At 48.7% G+C, this 16,509-nt stretch carries 14 protein-coding genes and 1 tRNA gene; 12 read left to right on the forward strand and 3 right to left on the reverse strand.

Going from position 1 to position 16,509, the window contains the following annotated elements:
• Positions 1-410 precede the first annotated feature (410 nt).
• The 3 genes from K7A41_RS20910 (at position 411) to K7A41_RS20920 (ending at position 3,639) form a co-directional block, all read left to right on the forward strand.
• Positions 411-911 carry an RNA polymerase sigma factor gene (locus K7A41_RS20910; RefSeq protein ID WP_265715343.1) on the forward strand — a complete coding sequence of 167 codons (501 nt, stop codon included), beginning with the start codon at positions 411-413 and terminating at the stop codon, positions 909-911.
• Positions 912-1,242: 331 nt separating this feature from the next.
• Positions 1,243-1,611 carry a response regulator gene (locus K7A41_RS20915; protein WP_265715344.1) on the forward strand — a complete coding sequence of 123 codons (369 nt, stop codon included), beginning with the start codon at positions 1,243-1,245 and terminating at the stop codon, positions 1,609-1,611.
• A 30-nt stretch (positions 1,612-1,641) separates the two neighbouring features.
• A complete protein-coding gene (locus K7A41_RS20920; protein ID WP_265715345.1) occupies positions 1,642-3,639 on the forward strand; it encodes a PAS domain S-box protein in 1,998 nt (665 codons plus the stop codon).
• Here K7A41_RS20920 and K7A41_RS20925 read toward each other — a convergent pair.
• Both K7A41_RS20925 and K7A41_RS20930 read right to left on the reverse strand, forming a co-directional pair.
• On the reverse strand, positions 3,636-4,289 hold the full coding sequence (locus K7A41_RS20925; RefSeq protein ID WP_265715346.1) for an MEDS domain-containing protein: 654 nt from the start codon (positions 4,287-4,289) through the stop codon (positions 3,636-3,638). The genes K7A41_RS20920 and K7A41_RS20925 overlap by 4 nt on opposite strands.
• Before the next feature lie 204 nt (positions 4,290-4,493).
• Positions 4,494-4,575, reverse strand: a tRNA-Leu gene (locus K7A41_RS20930).
• A 643-nt stretch (positions 4,576-5,218) separates the two neighbouring features.
• On the opposite strand from K7A41_RS20930, the gene K7A41_RS20935 reads away from it, so the two are divergent.
• Together K7A41_RS20935 and K7A41_RS20940 are read left to right on the forward strand one after the other, a co-directional pair.
• Positions 5,219-8,272 (forward strand): SusC/RagA family TonB-linked outer membrane protein, encoded by a 3,054-nt coding sequence (locus tag K7A41_RS20935; protein ID WP_265715347.1) that lies wholly within the window; start codon positions 5,219-5,221, stop codon positions 8,270-8,272.
• Between the two features lie 24 nt (positions 8,273-8,296).
• Positions 8,297-9,664 carry a RagB/SusD family nutrient uptake outer membrane protein gene (locus K7A41_RS20940; RefSeq protein ID WP_265715348.1) on the forward strand — a complete coding sequence of 456 codons (1,368 nt, stop codon included), beginning with the start codon at positions 8,297-8,299 and terminating at the stop codon, positions 9,662-9,664.
• Between the two features lie 88 nt (positions 9,665-9,752).
• Here K7A41_RS20940 and K7A41_RS20945 read toward each other — a convergent pair whose 3' ends face one another.
• On the reverse strand, positions 9,753-10,136 hold the full coding sequence (locus tag K7A41_RS20945) for a hypothetical protein (protein WP_265715349.1): 384 nt from the start codon (positions 10,134-10,136) through the stop codon (positions 9,753-9,755).
• Between the two features lie 18 nt (positions 10,137-10,154).
• On the opposite strand from K7A41_RS20945, the gene K7A41_RS20950 reads away from it, so the two are divergent.
• The 7 genes from K7A41_RS20950 to K7A41_RS20980 are packed head-to-tail and all read left to right on the forward strand — an operon-like array spanning position 10,155 to position 16,355.
• Positions 10,155-11,051 carry a hypothetical protein gene (locus tag K7A41_RS20950; RefSeq protein ID WP_265715351.1) on the forward strand — a complete coding sequence of 299 codons (897 nt, stop codon included), beginning with the start codon at positions 10,155-10,157 and terminating at the stop codon, positions 11,049-11,051.
• 22 nt (positions 11,052-11,073) lie between these two features.
• Complete coding sequence (locus K7A41_RS20955) at positions 11,074-12,543, forward strand: hypothetical protein (RefSeq protein WP_265715352.1); 1,470 nt, start codon at positions 11,074-11,076, stop codon at positions 12,541-12,543.
• Positions 12,544-12,564: 21 nt separating this feature from the next.
• The gene (locus K7A41_RS20960) at positions 12,565-14,013 is read left to right on the forward strand and encodes an MBL fold metallo-hydrolase (protein WP_265715353.1); all 1,449 of its coding nucleotides are present in this window, start codon (positions 12,565-12,567) and stop codon (positions 14,011-14,013) included.
• A 30-nt stretch (positions 14,014-14,043) separates the two neighbouring features.
• Positions 14,044-14,331 (forward strand): hypothetical protein, encoded by a 288-nt coding sequence (locus K7A41_RS20965; RefSeq protein ID WP_265715354.1) that lies wholly within the window; start codon positions 14,044-14,046, stop codon positions 14,329-14,331.
• Between the two features lie 21 nt (positions 14,332-14,352).
• A complete protein-coding gene (locus K7A41_RS20970) occupies positions 14,353-14,718 on the forward strand; it encodes a hypothetical protein (protein ID WP_265715355.1) in 366 nt (121 codons plus the stop codon).
• Positions 14,719-14,739: 21 nt separating this feature from the next.
• Positions 14,740-14,901 carry a hypothetical protein gene (locus K7A41_RS20975; RefSeq protein ID WP_160169514.1) on the forward strand — a complete coding sequence of 54 codons (162 nt, stop codon included), beginning with the start codon at positions 14,740-14,742 and terminating at the stop codon, positions 14,899-14,901.
• Positions 14,902-14,921: 20 nt separating this feature from the next.
• On the forward strand, positions 14,922-16,355 hold the full coding sequence (locus tag K7A41_RS20980; RefSeq protein ID WP_265715358.1) for a phytoene desaturase family protein: 1,434 nt from the start codon (positions 14,922-14,924) through the stop codon (positions 16,353-16,355).
• Positions 16,356-16,509: the final 154 nt, after the last annotated feature.

Here is a 16,509-nt window from a genome sequence, read left to right on the forward strand (position 1 = left end):
TATAATTTTTTAGGATGTCAGCCGTTGCTTTATGAAGCCTGGTTGCTGGTCGCCGTGGGCTGTTCATTATTTTTATACTTATTGAAATGTTTCCGTATATCTGTTTGTACAATTTGCTTCATGACCCGGTTCGTTAAAATTCATCATCGCCGGTACTTTCTACATTAATATAAGAATTTATACCCGTTTGGGTTATTTCTTAGTTTGATATTTTTTTAATAATATGGATTTTTTTACTGTTGTAGGCAGCTGTTTTATTTACTTTCCTGCCCGTGATGACCGAAACGTACTTATACGCTTAGCAGGGTGGTACCTATTTTGACGTTTCGATTCCGTACATTTTAGCATTCTTATTGTAGTTCTACACGCAGAAACACCACTAATATCAATTTAAACGAAAGCATATAATTATGAACAACTACAATTTAAATGTATTGATTAAGGAAAAAAGAAGTTTATTGAACCACTTTGCTGCTAAGTTTACTGCTGACCCTGATGAGAAGGAAGATTTAATCCAGGAGACTTGGATTCGTGCGCTTAAATCCATTGATAAGTTTGTTCATCACCCGAAATTGATGAGCTGGATGTATGTGATCATGAAACATACTTATATTAATAAATATCGCAAAGCAAAACGTGTCAGCGAGATTCAAGATGTGTATGTCGATCTAGAAAGCACCAATACGATCGAACACAATAAAGGGATCAATAAATTTATGGCCGACGACATTGAAAAGGCTATGCGAAGTTTATCAGCTGACAATTATGAGATCTTTCGCCTGTATTTGGATGGGTACAAATACCACGAGATCGGGAGCTACTTTAACATGCCGGAAGGAACCATAAAAACGAGAATTCATATGATCCGTAAAAAGTTACAACAGCAGCTTAAAGTTTATAAATTAAATTGATCGCTTATCACTCTTTATAGATATATTAGCCAAACGAGTTTTCGTTTGGCTTTTTATTTGAAAGGGAAAACAGGGCTGCATGGGAAATTAAATTTTTATAAATGATAACCTAACTGGGAAAGGTGGCCACAACATTCTGTTTTCGCCTAATAATACCAGGGCTGCTATTGTGGCGGACATGTTGTGAAAATATAGACGCACAAAAAAATATGTGATGAAGGGGCTGGGATAATTGATTTGATTATTTTTTTTGTAGATTTAGTCATTACTCCTGAATAAACTATAATTAAAAAGGCGAAATCATCTGTTGCCTTTCCTAAATATAAGAGATATGAAGAGAAAGATTTTTATTTGCGATGATGACAGAAATATTGTGGAGATGTTAGAGATGGTGCTTCAGGAATTCACGGACGCTACAGTGCTTACCGAAACCGACAGTCGGAATGCGCTGCCTCGTCTACGGCTTGAATGTCCTGATGTATTGATTGTGGACATCGCCATGCCGGTTATATCAGGCGACCAGTTAATCCAGAACGTTAGGACTGACCCAACATTAAATCAAATGTTTATTGTTTGTATGTCAGCAAATCCAATTGGAGAGCAGATTGCAATTAGCTCTGGTGCAGATATTTATCTTGCAAAGCCATTTGATATGGGGGAGTTCCTCGCTGTGATTAAGGGTACAGCCAAGACTGGCTGACAAGTGGATTTCTTTTGTTTTTAACGTCTTATGAGTGAGCTTACACATTTGGAAATTCAGGAGATATATGACCTGAATAATATACCTGTCTTATGCATTGACGAGAAGGGTATCATCATCTTTTCAAATCGAGCTGCGACTACTCTTTTGGCTGCTGACATTGGCGGTTTGTCAGGAAGGCCGGTCCTTTCTTTTTTTTATGGAGAGGATTCTGGACAAGCCTTTCAGCAAATATTTGCAGGAATACCGGTAATCAACTGTGAGGTACTGCTGCAAAAGAATACCGGCGGAGAATGCTGGGCGTTACTTTCCTGCCATATAATACAAGATACAGACGGCTTAAGGTTGACTTATCTCTTTTTTCAGGATATTGCGGCGCTGAAAAAACAGGCTAGCTTAACCGCCCAACGAAACTTACAAATGGAGCAGCAGCTTTACGAAAGCCGCGAACATCAAGCCCGCCTTGCTGCTATTGTAAGTACGTCGGACGATGCTATTGTCAGCAAAAATTTAGAAGGAATAATCACCAGCTGGAATGTAGCAGCAGAGATGATGTTTGGTTATTCGGAGCAAGAAGCATTGGGTAGACATATATCGTTAATCATACCTGCAGACAGGTTAACGGAAGAAGATCACATTATCGAAAATATAAAGCAGGGACGACGAATTGATCATTTTGAAACCGTGCGTATGCATAAGGGAGGAAGATTGATTCCAGTTTCATTGTCGATATCCCCAATGATAGATGAATCAGGAGTGATTATGGGTGCTTCTAAGATCGCCCGAGATATTTCGAGACAAAAAGAGTACGAAAAGAATCTGCAAAGGTACACCAACCATGTCGAAACTTTGAATACAATAGGGAAATTGGTATCAGAGAGCCTTGAAGTGGGTGAGATTCTCCAACGGGTGATCGATGCCTCTACCAAAATTATTGGTGCATCATTTGGTTTTTTTATTTATAACCGACCAGATAAATTCCAGGGGCAGGCGCTACAGGCCAAATGTTCGGGGATTTCAGAGATGCTTTTTGATAAACTCAGGTCAGGTCCGGAACTGCTTCTTATTACTGGCAATATCACTTATGCAGAAATTATTCGATCAGAAAATATCACTAATGACGCTTATTATAGGCAGAACGATTGGTTGCGTTTTACGTTTATGGATGAGTTGCAGACGGTTAGTTGCCTTATAGTCCCTGTTATCTCAGCGTCGGGTACCGTCATCGGAAGATTGATATACGGGCATCGTGAAGAATGCTTTTTCAGCGAAGAACATGAAAAGCTAATTGTTGGAATTGCAACGCTGTCTAGTACTGCGCTGGAGAATGCAAACCTTTATGAAGAGATACGTAGTCTAAATATCAAAAAAGATGAATTTATCGGACTTGCTAGCCACGAATTGAAGACACCTATTACGAGCCTAAAAGGTTTTTTACAATTTATCAGTATGCGAATGCTGGAAGGAGACGTCAACAGATCTGCTATTGATAGAGCCTTAAGCCAAGCAAATAAATTGTCCGCGTTAGTTGGAGATATGTTGGATGCCTCCAAAATCCAGACAGGGCAGTTGCCGCTTATACAATCTCCTTTTGATCTAGTAGGAATGATTAAAGATGCCGTTGAACAGATTCAATATACTAGTAGTTCGCATCATATAGCATTCTTTAGTGAAAAGACAATTCATAGGATAATAGGAGACAAGCGACGTTTAGAACAGGTTATCATTAACCTAGTCAACAACGCTATCAAATATTCACCAGAAGCAGATTTAGTAAAACTTTTTTTGAAGGAAGAGCCTGGGTACGCGGTGCTCCGCGTTCAGGACTTTGGTATTGGAATTCCAGAAGACCAGCAGGAAAGGATCTTTTCAAGATTTTATCGGGCGTCGGGTATAGATACCAATATTTCTGGTTTAGGCATAGGCTTATATATAGCCAAAGAAATTGTTGACAAACATTACGGCACGCTTTCCGTAGAAAGTGAGCTAGGTCAGGGTTCGACATTTACTGTAAAATTACCAGTTTAAAGGACAATCCCTGATGATTGTTGGGGCGCCGTTTTATAAAAGATTTTAGTCGTTGACTTTTGTATGCCCGAAAGCATTTTGGCATGTGCACAGCAAATGGTGTGAGCTGACGAGTTGGCATCCTGGGTGAAGCCATTCTTGGGGTATGCACAGAGAAGACACAGCTTCTGCGTTTCGCAGAAGCGATTCCACAACATTTCTAAATGTACAGTAGCTGATTTTTCACCTTTTGCCCATAATAGTGCCACCATCTCCCCAAAAGCACGTACACGTCGATTTTTATCTACAGCCCGTCTGATGATTGCCATGATGGTTTCTTCAAAAAGTCTCGGTTCAGGCCATCCGTTCACCATGAATTTGGCTAATGTTTGTTCTGCGTCCAACAAAATGAGTCGATCGTCAGCAATATACGTGTCGATAACAATTCCTGCCTTTGAAAGCCGATGAGATAATGCAGCGATATGTTGAGAGGTTGCTATTAGTACGACAGACTCCTTTGCTTCCAGCCCACTAATAACGAAGCCTTCCAGTGTGATCAAAAAAGACTCATCATTTTCATAAATTTGTACAACGTGATCTGTTGGCGCAATTTCTCCCCAAAAGATCCTCGTCTCAGCAAATTCCCATTCCGATTTCTCCTGATTTTCCATTATGATATTTTTAATTCCACCCTAATAAGCTAATGCTGGACAAGTGAAAGCTAAAGATATTAAAAGTATCAAATTTTATCAATGCAGATGGATATTTTTCTGGTATGCTTTCCATACGTTTACATTTGGGCCAAACTTTTTTGGTGGACATTGTGATGGATAAAAAAATCCTTCCTAGGATTTATCTCTAAGAAGGATTTTGCGTGCGGAAGAAGGGACTCGAACCCCCACGCCTTGCGGCGCCAGATCCTAAGTCTGGTGCGGCTACCAATTACGCCACTTCCGCATTAGGATTTCTTTTGATGTCACAAAGATAGAAATGAAACCTATATCTTCCAAGTATATCAAGCATATTATTTCGTTTTTTTATGTGTTTAAAGTCCTATTTTTTTTGGTCTAGAAATCGCGTTAATAGCTTAGTTCCTTAATATGAGTGTATTGTATTGTTTTTAAAAACTTTGTTTTAAATATAAAAAATTAGTCCAAAGGATGGTTTTTGTCAAATTGTAAGGTGCTAAGTCTTGTCTTTTAGACATCATCTTTTTGGCACATAATCGTACAAACTAAAATAATGTCTACTAATATTGTAGATTTTATTTATGTTTATTATATTTGTGCATCAACCTAGGAGACAAGCTTATCGAAGGAAGTTTATAGGATATCCAGAGGCCTTCCGAAAGCAGCATCTTCCGTGTGTAATGAAATATCACTGTTAATATAATTTATTATTTATGAACCAGAGTTTTTATTTGATCCCTTCTTCATTAAGAGCATATCCGCTCTCCTGTCTATCCTATTTCTCTGATATAAGCATGCGAATGTGTAGCTGTGGTTAGAAGAAAGGACCTCTTTCTCCAGACATGCAGCTTTTCTGACAAGTAATCAATTGGCGTTGGCACTTGTAATTATTCACTGTTAAAAATATATCTATGAAAAATAGCGTATGGAAGTACGCCGCGACACTATTTTTGTCGCATGGTTTGCTATTGCCCGTATTTTCGCAGCAATCTGAGCCTCTGATTAACGCGACCTTAAAAGGCCTGGTGCTGGATTCAATTTCCCATCAGCCCATAGAAGGAGTCACGATACAGCTTGAAGGTGTGACCCACCAGGTAAAGACAGATGCGTCGGGACGATTTCAGTTTGTCACGGGGCAGCGGTTGCCTCTGACGTTCTCAACCTCTTCTTTAGGCTATAAAAGTCGCCGGATCACCGCCCGGCAGGCCCAGATCCAGATCCTGCTGCAACCAGCCGTTTCGGACCTGGACGAAGTGGTGGTGGTCGGCTATGGTACACAGAAAAAGAGAAACCTGACGGGCGCTGTGGCCAGAGTCGAAGCGTCCGAAGTGAACAAAATCCCCGTAGCGAGCTTTGACGCCCAGCTGCAGGGAAAGCTCCCTGGGGTGCAGGTCTCGACCAACTCCGGTGTACCCGGAGAAAGTATCTTTTTGAGGGTACGCGGGACGACCTCCATCAACTCGAGCAGTGACCCGCTCTACATCATAGACGGCGTATTCTTAAATAACACCTCCTTGCAGAATATCGGCCTCGGCGGGCGCACGAGCTCACCGCTCACAGACATCAATCCGGCAGATATCGAATCGATTGAGGTGCTCAAAGATGCTTCGGCAACAGCAATTTATGGATCACGTGGTGCCAATGGGGTGATTATCATTACCACCAAAAAGGGCAGCTATGGTAGCCGCACCAAGGTGGATCTCAATCTCCAGGCGGGATGGGCCGAGGCCAACCGTACCCTGTTGCCCAAACTGGCCACCGGCCCCGAAACGGCAACCCTGGCCAACGAATGGTGGATAAACTCCGGACTGGACAACCCCGCACTCAAGCAGACCTTTGCCAACAGACCGTATCGCCCTGTGGCAGAAGGGGGAAAGGGAAATCCGGAAGAGCAACCCACTTATGACCGGCTGGGCTTTCTGCTGCGGCATGGTAGGCTGCAGGATTACAATCTGGGTATACAGGGAGGCAGTGACAAATCGAGGTTTTATATTGGCGCCGGATACACGGGACAGGAAGCTTTTATCAAAGTGATCGACTTCTCGCGTACCAGTGTCAAATTTAATTTTGACCACCAGCTCAGCAGCCGCGTCAAGATCGGCCTGACGAACAACTTTTCCCGCACCTACCGCAATCAGGCGCGTACCGGCGACGGTCCGCAGGTGAGCCTCTTCAATTCGGCCGTCTCCTCGGCAACGAATGTGCCCATCTTCAATACCGACGGCTCGCTCAACGGCACGGACAATACGTATACGCTGGTGGACAACTACGATGTCAATACCACAAGCCTCCGCTATGTCGGAAGCGCTTTTGCAGAAGTCGATATCGTGAAAGGACTGAAATTCAGATCCAGTTTCTCCGCCGATTATAACGTCTACGACGAATCGCAGTACTGGAACAGCAAAACAAGTATCGGGATAGCGAACAATAACCAGGCGACATCCGGAATCTCAAGAAATGGTACCTGGATCAATGAACAGACGCTCTCGTATCAGCATGCCTTTGGAAATCACAACCTTAGTGCTATCCTGGGCAACACCTTGCAGAGCAATGTGCTTGATTATAAATATCTGGAAGGAAATGGTTTTGCCAACGACTCTTTCAGACAGATCTCTTCGGCAGCTAATATTATCGCCTCCGACAACTGGACCAAGTACACAATTTCCTCGTTTTTTGGCAGGATAGGTTACAGCTATGGAGACCGCTATTTTGCGGAGGCAACACTGCGTGCAGACGGTTCTTCCAAATTTGGCGCCAACAACCGCTGGGGGTATTTTCCAGCGTTTTCGGCAGGCTGGCGTATCAGCCGCGAAGCTTTTCTGGCCGGACAGTCCTGGCTGAGCGACCTGAAGATCAGGGCATCCTACGGACTGACCGGCAATCAGGCGGGCATCAGCAATTTCGCTGCACGGGGCTTGTGGACCGGTAACGAGAAATACGCAGACAGCTTCGGTAAAGTATCGCCTGCTACGGGACCTTCGCAGCTGGGCAACGATGACCTGCGCTGGGAGAAAACAGCGCAGGCTGACCTCGGACTGGATCTGGCCCTGTTCGGCAGCCGCCTGTCCGTCACGGTTGACCTCTACCACAAATACACCTCGGATCTGCTGCTCGAGCGCCCGATTGTGGGGAGCTCCGGCTTCTCAAAATATTGGGCCAACGTCGGTGAGATCAGCAACAAGGGCTACGAACTGCTGATCAGCTCGCTCAATGTCAAAACCCGAGATTTCGCCTGGAATACGAGCCTCAACATCTCCGGCAACAAAAATAAAATTGAAAAGCTGCCGGCTCAGATCACACAGTATACCCGCGATTGGGTGATCCTTAAGGAGGGTTATTCCCTCAACTCGTTCTGGCTTTATGAACAGCTCTCGGTCGATCCCCAGACGGGCAAGGCCGTATTCGATGGACAGCTCAGCGACGGTTCGCTGCCGACCTCGGCCCGCAAGGTATTCCGCAATGCCTATCCCAAATTTTATGGGGGTATCGGCAATACATTTACCTACAGAAACTTTGACCTGGGCATTGACTTCAGCTTTCAGTACGGCAGCTATGCGGTAAACCTCAACCGTTATTTCCGCGAGCGCAATCCCAGCAGTGGCGGCGTATTCAAGAATGTGCTGAACAGGTGGCAGCAGCCGGGGGATATCACCGACGTGCCACGGCTGACATCGGAAGGGCTGAACTATACCATTGATGCAAACAGCCGCTACCTGGAAGATGCCTCTTATCTAAAACTCAGGCAGCTGACCTTGGGCTACAAGTTACCGCGCGAGCTGGTTGAGCGGGCAAGGCTGACGGCTGCACGTGTATATTTTGTGGGGTCCAATCTCTTTTTGTGGAGCAAATATACCGGTGATCCGGAATCCAACGTGACGAGCAACCCCAATGCGCAGGGCCTGGGCTCCTTTGGAACACCCCCGCAACCGCGCACCTTCCAGCTTGGTCTGAATGTCACATTATAATTGTTAATCGCAATGTTTACGCTCATGAAAAAAACAAGACATTTCTTATATCCGCTTATCATCCTGCTGCTGACAGGCTGCAACTCCTTTCTGGAGGTCGAACCGCGTAGTTCGGTATCTGATGAAGTGACCATCGTCGACGGAAACTCGGCGGCAACAGCCGTCCGCGGTATATACGCGGCGCTGCGGTCCAACGACTATTATGGCTACAGCTTTCAGCTACTGGGCTTCTTTTCGGCAGATAATATCGTGTACCGGGGTAGCCAGACCGTCCACCAGACCTTGACCAACCATACGGTCAAATCAGATCTGGCCGTACTGGCGACTGCCTGGAACCAGATATACGCAACCATCAACAGGGCCAACCACGTGATCAGCAAAGTGCCGGGACTGGCCCTGACCACCAACTTTACCGAGACTTATCGAAATCAGCTCGTTGGTGAAGCGTACTTTATCCGTGCCCTGGCCTATTTTGACCTGGCACGGACCTGGGGCGGTGTACAGCTTGTGCTGCAGCCGACGGCTTCGGCGAGCAGCTTGCCGCAGGTGCCCAGAAGTTCGCTGGCGGATACTTATGCGCAGGTGCTGCAGGATCTGCAGAAAGCAGAACAGCTGCTGCCGGATGAAACCAACCGTATCCGTGCGACCAAAAAAACGGCGCGTGCGCTGCTGGCCAGATTCTATCTCTACCAGAAAAATTGGTCCGAAGCGGTCAAATATGCGTCCTATATCATCGATGACAACAGCAATTATAGCTTGGTGACACCGTATCGCTCATTCTATGCCAATAATACCTCCAATACCAAGGAATCGGTATTTGAGCTGGTATACGATATCAACAATACGAGCGGGCAGGCTAGCCAGTGGCTGGCCGGAGCCAATGGCGGGACGGCCTGGATACGTCCTTCACAGGACATCTATGACCTGCTCGTCAATCCTGCCATAGGCGGCGACCGGTCAGCTCTGGTATCTCGCACGTCTTCTTCGACAGACCCGAATATTCTGATCGGGAATCTCTATTACCGGACCGACCGTACAGACCCTGTCTTCCTGCTCCGGACGGCCGAACTGTATCTGATCCGTGCCGAAGCACGGGCACAGCTAAACGGAGAGGGGGATCTGACTGCTGCTCTGGCCGACCTGAATGCGGTGCGCCGCCGGGCCAATATCGAGCCGCTGGAAGGTTTGGGCAAGGTGGCATTGCTGCAGGCCATAGAACAGGAAAACCGGGTGGAGTTTGCGCTGGAAAACCACCGCTGGTATGATCTGCTGCGAACCGGACGCGCGCAGGAGGTGCTCGGTATCGCCTCAGCCAATAGGCTGCTGCTGCCGATCCCTTTCGCTCAGGTCTCCATTGATCCGGACCTGCATCAGAATCCGGGGCTGGACTGATGGCCAGCTGTTTTTATCCATTTAAATCTGTACTGACATGTCAAAAATAGAAGACTCTCATTTTTTTCAGCCTTCTCGCACGGGGATTTTATACACCGGTCTGATCTTCTTTCTGCTGCTCAGCATTCCGTACGATCCGCGCCTTTTCAGCGGCAGCTCGTTTGCGGATCTGCTGTCCCCGGAAAACTGGTTCGAGCTGGCGACCTATCGCACTTCTTTTGTTCCGGAAAGCCCATTGGCGGGTGCTGACCTCCGCGGCTATCTCAACTGGGCTATTGCACTCGCGGTGGCGCTGCTGCTGACCGCAATCTTCGGACGGCGGCTCAGACGGGGGATCCGTAGCAGCGACGATACGCTGTACTACTGGCTCCGCGTCCTGCTGCGTTACCGCCTCGCGCTGGCCATGACCTTTATCGGTATTGTCAAAATTATCCCGATACAGCTGCCCGAACCCACCATTAGCGAACTGCATACTGAATATGGCGACTTTATGCTCTGGAAGCTATATTACCTGACCAATGGTATCGCAACCGCCGGTTACCTGCCGGTGATCGGGGCGCTCGAGATCCTGGGCGGTCTCTTTTTGCTCAACCGCCGGACTACGGTCATCGGTGCGGGACTGCTGCTGGCGGTACTGCTCAATGTCGTGATCGTCAATTATGTATACGAAATCGGTGAGCAGGTATACAGTTCTTTTCTGCTGCTGCTGGCGATTGTCATTTTTGCCTACGACTGGCCCCGTTTTTACCGCCTGCTGATCAGCAAGACAGCCACGGTTCCGGATGGCTTCTGGCCACAATATGGCCGCCGGACGGCCGCTGTGCGTCCTTATCTCCAGGTGCTCGTCCTGCTGCTGATCGCTGTCTTCAGTGTCCAGGCCTATTTGAGCTGGAAGAATTCGGATTATCCCTTTCCGGACGAAAAGGGGCTGCGGGATGCCGCAGGGGTGTATGATGTGAAGGACTTTGTATGGAAAGGGGACACGCTGGCCTATTCGCTGGCAGACAGCATCCGCTGGAAAGATGTGGTCTTTGAGAAATGGAATACCATCAGTATCCGCGGCAACCGCCCCGTGAAAGTGGACAGCCTCAGACCGCATATCGCCTTTAACCGTGAACGCAATTACGAATATCTGGGCAATGCTGGCCGTGAATTCTTTGGATATACCGTAAGAAAAGGAGGCGATGGGCTGCCGGAGCGTATTACGCTCACCGGAAAGGTGGAGCAGGAGCACACGTTTTCTTTTGTGGTCCGCCGGCCGGATAAGCGCACGCTGCTGCTCGACGGGACGGATCAACGCGGAGATTCGCTCCACGTACGCCTGGAAAAAACAACGAAAAGATACCTGCTGCACGAGGGCCGTAGAAGACCGGTCCGTATTTATTAACTGACTCAATTAGACAAAGTTTATGGCAACTATTCAATATATGGAAGGAACACTCGCCAGCAAGGAAGACCGCGGCTGGACGTACGGGGAGAAGGTGGGATTTAGATTTGCGTTTATTTTCTTTATCCTGATGGTGGTGCCCCTGGACCCGGAATGGTACGAAAAGGTATTTGCGCCTGATTCATTGTACGACTTTATGGCATCTCTTGCCGGGGGATCACGCACCGGCTGGATCGAAGTGGATACGGAGAGTGGCAAATGGGGTTTTGCATCTTACACCTCATGGTGGCTCAATGCACTGATTGCGGTGCTGGGCGCTGCTATCTGGACCATATTGGCCCGCAACAGCAGAGTGCGGCAGTATGACGCGCTCTACTACTGGCTGCGGGTACTGGTACGCTACCGCATCGCACTGGGTCTGATCGCATTTGGTTTTATCAAATTCTTTCCCATGCAGATGCCCTTTCCTTCACTCGCCAACCTGAATACCGATATCGGCGAGTATGCACCATTTAAACTGTATTGGCAGATTGTCGGTGTCTCGTATAGGTACGAGATATTTCTGGGTTTTCTGGAGATTGCAGCAGGGAGTCTGCTCTTTTTTCGGCCGACCGTCGTGGTCGGCGCAATCATCAATGCAGGCGTTCTGTTCAACATCGCCCATGCCAACCTTGCGTACGATGGTGCCGTACATGTGTACAGTTCGTATTTCGTGCTGCTGTCGCTATTTCTGCTGCTGCAGTATATCCCTGCGATCTGGAAGCTTTTTATACTGCGCAAACCGGTGAACACCTATTATTATGTGCCGGGGTTTGTGAAGACCTGGAACAAGCCTCTGTACTTTGGCATTAAGACGGCCATTGTGCTGTTGTTTGTCTTTGTATACGGCTATTTTAGGTACGAGCGTTTTTATCATGAAGGCCGGCTCAAGGAACCGGTGCTCCCGGGTCTGCCCAAGGCAGCGGGACATTACCAGGTCTCCGGGTTTGTGCTGAACGGAAAAGCCCTGCCTTACTCGCCGGCAGATTCCGTGCGCTGGCATGAAGCATTTTTTGAACGTTATTCCACGCTCGTGTATAAGGTCAACAAAGCCAACGATATCGATCTGGGCAACGGCACCCCAGCCCTCAATGATGTGCTCAAGACCTATGAATTTACGGGCAGGGCAGGCGGAAAGACGTATCTGTACTACGAAATCGATACGGTGCAGCAGCAGTTGTATCTCATCGACAAAAATCAAAAATTCAGTAAGGACCTGCGCAGACAGCTCGACAAAAAGCTGGACGTGGGGCTCAAAGCGCTGTACGGAAAAGCCATGGGCGATAGCCTGCATATCCTGAAATGGGATTATGAGCGGCCGACAGCTCAACAGATCAGGCTCCGCGGACTAGATGCAGAAGGTAACAAGCTAGAAATCACTCTGGACCGTATCGACGAGTCGTATCTGACCGGTAAGGAATGGTATATGAAAAATACCCTTTTTACTTATTAATCCTGTAAAATAGATCGTATCATGAATAGAAGATTCTTTATACAACGCTCTGCTCTCCTGTTTACGCTTGCAGCGGGGCAAGGGGTATCCTCTTTTGGAAATACCGGCAAAAAAGGGGACGGCTATGTGGTCCGGCAGTTTGAAGACGAAGGCCTGGCCCAGTTTTCCTATGCGATATTAGCTGATAGAAAGATTGTGCTCGTGGATCCTGCACGCGATCCGCAGCCCTATTATGTGTATGCAAAAGAGCAGGGGGCGCAGATCATCGCTGTGGTGGAAACGCATCCCCATGCTGACTTTGTGAGTTCACACCTGCAGATCCACCGGGAGCTGAAGGTACCCGTTTATGTGAGTAGGCTGGTGGCTGCGAGCTATCCGCACAGGGCCTTTGATGAGGGTGATACCCTCAGGCTTTCGGACCGTATTGTACTGCATGCGCTCCATACGCCCGGACATTCTCCAGACAGTATTTCGGTGCTGCTGAAGCAGGACGACCATGCTGTGGCGATCTTTTCGGGAGATGCGGTACTGATCGGTGGTGTCGGCCGGCCCGACCTGCATGAATATGCCGGAAGTCAGACGGCACAGCGCGAAAAGCTGGCACGACAGCTCTACCATACCGTGCATGGAGTTTTTGCAAAACTGCCAGATGAGGTTGTGCTGTACCCGGCCCACGGCGCGGGTTCGCTTTGTGGTCATGCACTAAAGGGCGCCCGGCAGAGCAGCATCGGTCAGGAGAGGAAGCAGAATTTTGCCTTTGGAGACAGCACAGAAGCGGAGTTTGTCCAGCGCATCCTGGACGACCGCCCGCCTATACCGGCTTATTTTCCCTACAATGTGGAGCTGAACCGCAGGGGAGCGCCGGCATGGGAGGCTTCCTTGTCAGATATCCCTCTGATAGGAGCAGAAGAAGTGCCCTCGGCGCCGCACAAGATGGTCGATACACGGCCTGCCTCACAGTTCAGGCAATCGCATCTGCAAGGGGCTATCAATATTCCGGAACGGAATAAGTCTGAATCCTGGATCGGCACTTTCATCACTCCGGGCGACCATTTCTATATTGTCGCCGGTAGCCGGGAGCAGGCACGGACGCAGCTCGCCAAGGTGGCCAAAATCGGGTATGAACAGTTTGTCAAAGGTGTTGTGCTTCTCGATGATTATCAGGGGCTGCAGTCGGCAGCTTTTGACCGGACAGCGTTTGACCGGGATCCGCAGAGGTATTTTATCCTGGACGTACGGACGGCAGAGGAGGCAAAGGGAGATCCGCTGTTCGGCACTGCGCACCATATCCCACTGGCCGAACTACAGCAGCATATTGCTGAACTGCCCACCGACAAAACCATTGTCGTGCACTGTGTATCGGGCTACCGCTCGGCGATAGCCAGCAGCTTGATCCAGTCCCGCCTGCCGCAGGCAAGGGTATGGGATATAGGCGAACAGATCAAAGAATACTGGAAATCCGTAAACTAATTACTGAAATACAACAGAAAATCATAGGATATGAAAGATCTCAAACTTTTATCGGGCATGCTTCTGGCAATTGTGGTACTGCTCAACATGACCAATTGCCAGTCCAGAAACGACACCAAGGAAGCGGTAAAAAATAGTCATGTCAAGCTCAAAAACGAAGAGGCTGTCCGGTTTAAACAGGAACTGGAAGGTCTCAATACGACCAATAAGGTGACCGTGCATATTCCAGACAGCGCACGGATCGTCTATGCGACCGAACAGGATGTACTGGAACTGGAAAATGGTATCGTCCTGTTTGGATGGCCAAGCTGCCCCTAGTTCAGAAATGCCATAACGCCTTTGCTGGAATTCGCGGCGGAGGAGAAGGCGACTATTTATTACCTTAATATCCATGACATCCGGGATGTCCGGGAAAAGAACAAAGACGGCAAAGTCGTGACGGTTAAAGCTGGCAGTCCCGGCTATGAAGCTATACTGAGCAGATTTCACGACATCCTGAATCCCTACAAAGCCCTGGGTATTGACTCCATAAAAAGGATATCATCGCCTACGGTACTATTCATCGAAAAAGGAAAAGGTGTACATAAGGTGGTGTCAACGGTGGCCTCCCAGACTGACCCAAAAATCAAACTGGACAGCGCGCAGCGTCAGGAACTGAAACAACGGTACCGGGAATATTTTTTGGACGGAGCTCCTATAGGATAAGATCATGAAAATACACAACATATGAAAAAATTAATCAATCTTGGACTTTTAGCATTTGTTTTGACGACATTTACAGTAGCTTGTGGATCGGCAGGCAAAAAAAAGGATAATGGCAGCGAACAGCGGGATTCAACATCATCCGGGCAGTCAAAAAAAGATCAGCCCAATACAGGCTGCGATTAGGGGCAATTAACAGTCAGTCTATGCGAAAATTTGATGCGATTATTATTGGCTCGGGGCCAAATGGTTTGGCGGCGGCAATTACCTTTCAGCGGCAGGGACTCAGTACCTTGCTGATTGAAGGTGCAGATACCGTGGGTGGCGGCATGCGCACAAAAGAGCTTACATTGCCGGGCTTTAAACATGATATCTGCTCGGCGGTGCATCCTATGGCGATGGCTTCGCCGTTTTTCAGAAGTCTGCCTCTGGCGGGCTTTGGGTTATCTTTCGTGAAACCGCACTATGCTGCTGCGCATCCTCTGGACAAGGGGGAGACGGGGCTGCTCTACCATAGCCTCGCCGAAACGGTGCAGGGTCTGGGGATTGATGGTGAGCGGTATCGTAGGCTCGTCGGCCCTGTGGTCGAACACTGGGAGGAGCTGGCTCCGGATATCATGGGGGCATTGTCTTTTCCGGAACATCCTTGGCATCTGGCGGCATTTGGCCTCCATGCCCTGCAGCCTGCCAGCTGGACGGTCAGCCGTTTTGCCACCGAGCGGGGCAGGGCCCTCTGGGCAGGAATGGCGGCACATGGCATTCAGCCACTGAGCAACTGGACGACTTCGGCAATTGCCATTGTCCTGTCCGCGGTAGGCAATAAGTACGGCTGGCAGATTCCTGTCGGTGGCTCCCAGTCCATCGCCGATGCCCTGCTGCGGTATTATCAGTCCCTTGGCGGCGAGTTGCAGACCGGATACTGGGTGCAGGACATCCGCGATCTGCCCGCCCACCGGGTGCTGCTTTGCGACATGACGCCCAAGCAGCTGCTGCAGCTCAAAGGTCTGGAGCTGACGGCGGGGTACCGCGGACGCCTCCGGCGATATAAACAGGGCATGGGCGTATTCAAGGTGGACTGGGCGCTGTCTGAAAAGACACCCTTTAAAGATGTACGCTGCCAGCAGGCCGCAACGGTACACCTTGGGAATAGCTATGCTGAAATTGCGGAAAATGAGCGGCTGAGTCACAGGGGAAAGTGGGTGGACAAGCCTTTTGTCCTGTTTTCGCAGCAGAGTGCTTTTGATCCCGGACGTGCTCCCGAAGGCAGACATACGGGCTGGGCGTACTGCCATGTGCCCAACGGAAGTAGCCTGGACTACAGCGAAGCAATCGAAAACCAGATCGAACGTTTTGCTCCGGGATTTAAAGACACTATTCTGGCGAAGCATACGCTGTCGCCTGGGAAGCTCGAGCAGTATAACCCCAATTACGTCGGTGGGGATATCAACGGCGGGATCATGGATATCACCCAGCTGTACAGCCGTCCGGTCCTGGCGTTAAACCCTTACCGTACCTCGGCCGGCCACGTTTATCTCTGCTCATCGTCCACACCTCCGGGGGGCGGGGTGCACGGCATGTGCGGTTTTCAGGCAGCCCGTATGGCACTCAAAGAGCATTTTGGAATTCTACCAGATAGATAGTTGTTTAGAGGTGTAGAATGTTTCTCCCAAATCGATAGCCAATAAACATGTGTCGGCTTCTTTGTGGGCTTACGGAGGGGAGCTATTCGCACCCGCGAACCGCTGACAATATGCTGTAGAATTAACTTGAAAGAAGGACTGAGAAAAAGAGGGC

Origin of the sequence: Sphingobacterium sp. InxBP1 (genome assembly GCF_026191775.1) — a bacterium.
In the GTDB taxonomy this organism is placed as follows: Bacteria; Bacteroidota; Bacteroidia; order Sphingobacteriales; family Sphingobacteriaceae; genus Sphingobacterium; species Sphingobacterium thalpophilum.